Consider the following 5657-nt stretch of genomic DNA (forward strand, 5'->3'; position numbering starts at 1 on the left):
AAGTGAAACGCCGTAGCGCCGATGGTAGTGTGGGGTCTCCCCATGCGAGAGTAGGACACTGCCAGGCATCAATCAAGCCAAGAGGCCATCCGCAAGGATGGCCTTTTTGCTATGCGGAAAAGAAAAAATGACGCAGCCAGTCGGTACCTAGATCTAGATAGCCGATCCTCGACAATATCCTGTGAATAAATCCCTCCTCGTTATATTTATGGTTATAAATATGAACAATATTTAAAAAACATAACTGTTCTCGAGTGAATATAAGCCTGTCTGAATAGAATTGTTTTAGTTTATAGCAATTAGTCTATCTCTAAGAAAAACCGTGATTAATCACCTTAATTATTGCCATTGATGCATTACCTAATTAATTTATATAGAAATTACCTTATAAAACAATTAGAAGTATTTAACCCGTTGATGTTCTCCAGCTAAAAGCAATATCAATGAAAACAAATATTAGCCTGACGAGCCGAATCGAGTAGACTAGGTGGAGGTTCATTTCCGTATAGGTATTTATCGTTATGTCTACTGAAAGCGCGTCATTAAAAAACCACAATACCTTTGCGCTCCCGGTCAACGCAGCGCATCTGGTCATTGCCAACACCATCGAATTGATGATCAAGGTTTGGCAGAAAACGCAGAAGCGCCAAGAGCCGCTGCTGGTACTCGGTGAAGGAAGTAACGTCCTGTTTCTTGAGGACTTTGCCGGTACGGTCATGATCAATCAATTAAAAGGCATTGATATCCGAGAAGAAAAAGATGCCTGGTTTCTCCATGTCAGCTCCGGTGAGAATTGGCATGGCCTGGTTTGTCGCACTCTTGATATCAGCATTCCTGGCCTGGAAAATTTGGCTCTGATCCCTGGCCTGGTCGGTTCTGCCCCCATTCAGAATATCGGCGCCTATGGCATCGAGCTCAAGAGCGTATGTGACTACGTTGATCTATTGGATCTGAGTACGGGAGCTATCGATCGCATTCCGGCGTCAGATTGTGGGTTTGGCTACCGTGAAAGCATTTTCAAACATCATTTTCAGAAGGGGCACATCATTGTTGGCGTAGGCTTACGCCTGAACAAGCAATGGAACCCGATGCTTAATTATGGCGATCTGACAAAGCTGGATCCGGACACGGTGACCCCGCGTCAGGTATTTGACTCAGTGTGCGCCATGCGTCGCAGTAAGCTGCCGGATCCGAAGGTGATGGGTAATGCCGGCAGTTTCTTCAAAAATCCGTTGGTCAGTAGTGAAAAGGCTACTGCGCTGATGGCCGAATATCCTGGGATGCCGCATTACCCACAGCAGGATGGTCAGGTGAAGCTGGCTGCAGGTTGGTTGATCGACCAGTGTCAGTTGAAAGGCCATCAGATGGGCGGCGCGGCGGTACACAGCCAGCAGGCGCTTGTATTGGTTAATGTGGATAATGCCACTAGCCAGGACGTGGTCACCTTGGCACGCCATGTGCGCAATACCGTAGCGAAAAAGTTTGATGTATGGTTAGAGCCAGAAGTTCGCTTTATCGGTAAGGATGGTGAATTGAACGCCGTAGAGGTTCTGTCATGAAGGATACCAAAGTTCCCCTCAAGCTGATTGCGATACTGGCCGATGGCGGTTTCCATTCTGGCGAGCACCTTGGTGAGCTACTCGGTATGAGCCGTGCAGCCATTAACAAGCATATCCAGACCATCCGCGAGTGGGGCCTGGACGTGTTTACCGTACCGGGAAAAGGTTACAGCTTGCCTGGCCCAATCCAATTGTTGGATGCTGAACGTATTCTCAGTCGACTGGCCGATAAGCGTGTCACCGTGTTGCCGGTCGTGGATTCTACCAATCAATATCTGCTGGATCGCATTGCTGAACTGCAGTCGGGTGATGCCTGTGTTGCTGAGTATCAGCAAGCAGGACGTGGCCGGCGTGGACGCCAATGGATCTCTCCATTTGGTGCCAATCTGTATCTTTCGATGTTTTGGCGTCTTGATCAAGGGCCGGCAGCTGCAATGGGTTTGAGCCTGGTGATTGGCATAGTGATGGCCGAAGTGTTGCAAGGCCTCGGTGCGGAGGATGTCAGAGTCAAATGGCCGAACGACTTATACCTTAACGATCGTAAGTTAGCGGGTATCTTGGTCGAATTAACGGGGAAAACCGGGGATGCAGCGCAGCTGGTCATTGGTGCCGGTATCAATTTAGCCATGCGTGAAACCAATGCCAATGCAATTAATCAGGGTTGGATCAACCTGCAGGAAGCGGGGATTAATATCGATCGCAATGAGCTGGCTGCGACTTTGCTTAATGAGCTACGCCAATCGCTGCGTCAGTTTGAGATTGAGGGTTTGACCCCCTTTATTTCACGCTGGCATGCGTTAGATAACTTTATTGATCGGCCTGTTAAGTTATTAATCGGTGAGCAGCAAATATTCGGCACTGCTCGCGGTATCGATCAGCAAGGTGCGTTATTGCTTGAGCAAAATGGTGTTATTAAGCCATTTATCGGGGGAGAAATATCGCTACGTAGTGCAGAGTAATTAATTATTAATAAGGGGCTCTAAAGCCCCTTTTCGTTGATTAAATTACTTTCTCAAACGAACGCTCTCGACGGCATGATTAGCGCTTTTGGTCATAATCAGGCTCGCACGCTCACGTGTCGGAAGGATGTTTTCCTGTAAATTCAATCCATTAATTTCATTCCACAGCTGAGTGGCTATATTTACAGCCTCGGGCTCTGGAAGCTTGGAATAGTTATGGAAATAAGAATCAGGATTGGAAAACGCTCCCTGACGGAATTTAAGGAACCGGTTGATGTACCAGGACTGCAACAGTTCTTCCGGCGCGTCGACATATATCGAGAAATCAACAAAGTCAGAAACAAATACGCGATGCGGATCATGAGGGTAGTCCATACCGCTTTGTAATACGTTGAGCCCTTCCAAAATAAGAATGTCCGGCTGCTCGATGACTTTATTTCCTTCAGGAACAACATCATAAATCAAATGGGAATATACCGGGGCAGTGACACGTTTAGCGCCGGATTTCACTTCAGAAACGAACTTGACCAGGCTGTGCATATCGTAAGACTGTGGAAAGCCTTTTTTCTTCATCAACCCACGTTCGTTCAACACTTTATTGGGATGCAGGAAACCATCGGTGGTTATCAGCTCAACGCTGCGGTGTTCCGGCCAACTGCTAAGCAGTGCCTGCAACAAACGTGCGGTGGTACTTTTGCCTACGGCGACGCTGCCGGCGATACCGATAACGTAGGGGATTTTTTGTCCATCGGTTCCGAGAAATTGCTCAAGTACGGCCTGACGGCGCAGGTTGGAACTGATATAGAAGTTCAGCAACCGCGACAGCGGCAGATAAATCTGAGCCACCTCTTCCAAAGAGAGATCTTCGTTAATCCCTTTTAGTTTAACAATCTCTTCTTCTGACAGTGTCAGCGGCACCGAATCTCGCAACGCAGCCCACTGGGTACGATCGAACTGAAGATAGGGCGTCGCTAAAGATTGATCTCTTTTTATCATAAGCCAAATTCTGCCTGTTAACGCAGGTTGGGAAAGGCGCCGGACGCCAACTCCAGATAATAAACAAGCTGCATATTATAGACAGCTTCGTTTTTGGCGTAGACTTTTTTCGCAAAAGTTATCGATTGGCGGCAGTTTGTGTCAATTGTGAGAAGCGGCGCTCAGTTGATGGCAGAGACGTTGCAAAGCGGTATCTCAAGGAAATGATACCGCTTTCATGCTAGCTGGCGATGGCAGGGGAGGTTTGGTTTACTGCAAACAGGCGTTTGTAGTAGATGACCGTTGGGTGATAGTAGCCATCGGGTGCGGCGGCATAGTCGGGTAACTCTCCGAGGCAGCGATAGCCCAATGAGCGATACAGCGCCTCTGCAGCGGAACCTGCCTGCGTGTCGAGATACAGCAAGCCGCGCTGCTGCTGAAGCGCTGACTGTTCCAATGCTTTCATCAGGGCCTGTCCGACACCGTTGCGGCGTGCCCGGCTGTGGACTAACAGTTTTTGTACTTCAGCCCGGTTGCGCCCATTCGGTTTCTGGCACAGCTCCAGTTGTACTGTGCCAATGACGCCGCGCTCGTCTCTGGCAATCCACAACAACAGCTCTCCTTTGGCCAAGGCCGGCCTCAGGCTGTGGAAGTAGCTCTCGGCGTCTTCATGTGGGATCAGTGTGTCGTAGCCCACGGAGGCTCCGTGCGTTACTGCATCGGTCAACAGGCGAGCCAGTTCATTACGGTAAATGGGCAGCGTGGCGGCATTAATCAGGACAATTTTCATCGGTCATTCCTCCTGGGTGAGGGGGTAATGAAGACAAGCAATAATTGCGCCAGAGCGACGGTGGAGACTGTGGCGGCGAAAACGGTGAGAAATAATGATAGCTGATGTCATTATGTGGGGCACTCATCCCTTTTTTGGTGCATCGATATCGCTCACAGTTTCCTGCTTTGGGTTTACGGATTTGAGATAACGGGCACAGGGAAAGAAACGGCCAATACTTGCAAAAAGTGGATTAAATTGTAGAGAATGATGCCTGCAGTTGATGAATCTTTGCACGCTACGCGCTGTAAATTGCAAGATACCGTGCAAAATTGGGTAATTTGTGAGCGAAAGTGCAGCTAACGCAATTTTTTTGTTGCATAGGCCGTCCGGTCTACCTAGAATGCGCTGCACTTGATGCCGGCTTAGCTCAGTTGGTAGAGCAACTGACTTGTAATCAGTAGGTCACCAGTTCGATTCCGGTAGCCGGCACCAATCAAGTCACAGTAGTTAAAATCTGGTGGGGTTCCCGAGCGGCCAAAGGGAGCAGACTGTAAATCTGCCGTCACAGACTTCGAAGGTTCGAATCCTTCCCCCACCACCATATTAGACCTTGAAGTCCGGGTCGCATCGAACGGTAATAGTGATAGGATCACCGTTCGAGGAAGGGTAAGAACCTTCGACAAGGTTCGAGTCTCACGCAGTGAGACAACGCGCTTTAGCGCGGCCCGAAGGGTGAGGAGCGAAGTGACGAATAATCCTTCCCCCACCACCATATCTTGCCTTAGGCAGTTAACTGGCCAGCGATAATCTCGCAACGGTTGACCTGCAGAAGGAGAAGGCGAAAGCCTTCGCAAGGTTCGAGTTGTACAGCGCATAGCGCAGCCAGCTCGAAGGGTGAGAGTTAAGCGATAAACAATCCTTCTCCTCCCTTAAAATTCTACAGAAAAGTCAGGTAGCCGAGTTCCAGGATGCGGGCATCGTATAATGGCTATTACCTCAGCCTTCCAAGCTGATGATGTGGGTTCGATTCCCACTGCCCGCTCCAAGATGTGCTGATATAGCTCAGTTGGTAGAGCGCACCCTTGGTAAGGGTGAGGTCGGCAGTTCGAATCTGCCTATCAGCACCACTTCTTATCATCTCGCCCCCTGATTTTCTTTCTGTTCTGGATTCAACAAGCAAATGCTTGGTTGATGTGGTGATACCACCGATTTATCCGTGTCTTAGAGGGACAATCGATGTCTAAAGAAAAGTTTGAACGTTCAAAACCGCACGTTAACGTCGGTACTATCGGCCACGTTGACCACGGTAAAACTACCCTGACTGCAGCAATCACCACCGTTCTGGCTAAAACCTACGGCGGTTCTGCACGTGCTTTCGACCAGATCGATAAC

5 protein-coding genes, 4 tRNA genes and 2 other RNA genes are annotated in these 5657 nt (G+C 49.0%); 9 read left to right on the forward strand and 2 right to left on the reverse strand.

The genetic code is table 11. The features are described from left to right. Nucleotides 1–521 precede the first annotated feature (521 nt). Together murB and birA are read left to right on the forward strand one after the other, a co-directional pair. On the forward strand, nucleotides 522–1559 hold the full coding sequence (gene murB / locus H5P17_RS26015; RefSeq protein ID WP_182825873.1) for a UDP-N-acetylmuramate dehydrogenase: 1038 nt from the start codon (nucleotides 522–524) through the stop codon (nucleotides 1557–1559). After that, complete coding sequence (birA, locus tag H5P17_RS26020; protein ID WP_044554733.1) at nucleotides 1556–2518, forward strand: bifunctional biotin--[acetyl-CoA-carboxylase] ligase/biotin operon repressor BirA; 963 nt, start codon at nucleotides 1556–1558, stop codon at nucleotides 2516–2518. The genes murB and birA overlap by 4 nt, the downstream gene beginning before the upstream one ends. Before the next feature lie 45 nt (nucleotides 2519–2563). On the opposite strand, the gene coaA is transcribed toward birA, so the two are convergent. Together coaA and H5P17_RS26030 are read right to left on the reverse strand one after the other, a co-directional pair. After that, a complete protein-coding gene (coaA, locus tag H5P17_RS26025) occupies nucleotides 2564–3514 on the reverse strand; it encodes a type I pantothenate kinase (RefSeq protein ID WP_020828749.1) in 951 nt (316 codons plus the stop codon). Between the two features lie 220 nt (nucleotides 3515–3734). Further along, on the reverse strand, nucleotides 3735–4283 hold the full coding sequence (locus tag H5P17_RS26030) for a GNAT family N-acetyltransferase (protein WP_020828748.1): 549 nt from the start codon (nucleotides 4281–4283) through the stop codon (nucleotides 3735–3737). A gap of 398 nt (nucleotides 4284–4681) precedes the next feature. On the opposite strand from H5P17_RS26030, the gene H5P17_RS26035 reads away from it, so the two are divergent. The 7 genes from H5P17_RS26035 to H5P17_RS26065 form a co-directional block, all read left to right on the forward strand. Next, nucleotides 4682–4757 (forward strand) — tRNA-Thr (locus H5P17_RS26035). Between the two features lie 24 nt (nucleotides 4758–4781). Continuing rightward, a tRNA-Tyr gene (locus H5P17_RS26040) sits at nucleotides 4782–4866 on the forward strand. Nucleotides 4867–4910: 44 nt separating this feature from the next. Further along, nucleotides 4911–5037, forward strand: a non-coding RNA gene (locus H5P17_RS26045) — RtT sRNA. Nucleotides 5038–5083: 46 nt separating this feature from the next. Then, nucleotides 5084–5198: non-coding RNA, RtT sRNA (locus H5P17_RS26050), on the forward strand. 37 nt (nucleotides 5199–5235) lie between these two features. Further along, a tRNA-Gly gene (locus tag H5P17_RS26055) sits at nucleotides 5236–5310 on the forward strand. A 6-nt stretch (nucleotides 5311–5316) separates the two neighbouring features. Beyond that, a tRNA-Thr gene (locus H5P17_RS26060) sits at nucleotides 5317–5392 on the forward strand. Nucleotides 5393–5501: 109 nt separating this feature from the next. Then, nucleotides 5502–5657 (forward strand): GTP-binding protein (locus tag H5P17_RS26065; protein ID WP_230090452.1); only part of this gene is annotated, 156 nt, incomplete at its 3' end.

Origin of the sequence: Serratia sp. OS31 (assembly GCF_014164835.1) — a bacterium.
Taxonomy (GTDB): Bacteria; Pseudomonadota; Gammaproteobacteria; order Enterobacterales; family Enterobacteriaceae; genus Serratia; species Serratia liquefaciens_A.

What these genes read in the sequence shown, in the direction of transcription:
- birA (WP_044554733.1), top strand. Translation starts at nt 1,556, where the DNA reads ATGAAGGATACCAAAGTTCCCCTCAAGCTGATTGCGATACTGGCCGAT.
- murB (WP_182825873.1), top strand. Translation starts at nt 522, where the DNA reads ATGTCTACTGAAAGCGCGTCATTAAAAAACCACAATACCTTTGCGCTC.
- coaA (WP_020828749.1), bottom strand. Translation starts at nt 3,514, where the DNA reads ATGATAAAAAGAGATCAATCTTTAGCGACGCCCTATCTTCAGTTCGAT.
- H5P17_RS26030 (WP_020828748.1), bottom strand. Translation starts at nt 4,283, where the DNA reads ATGAAAATTGTCCTGATTAATGCCGCCACGCTGCCCATTTACCGTAAT.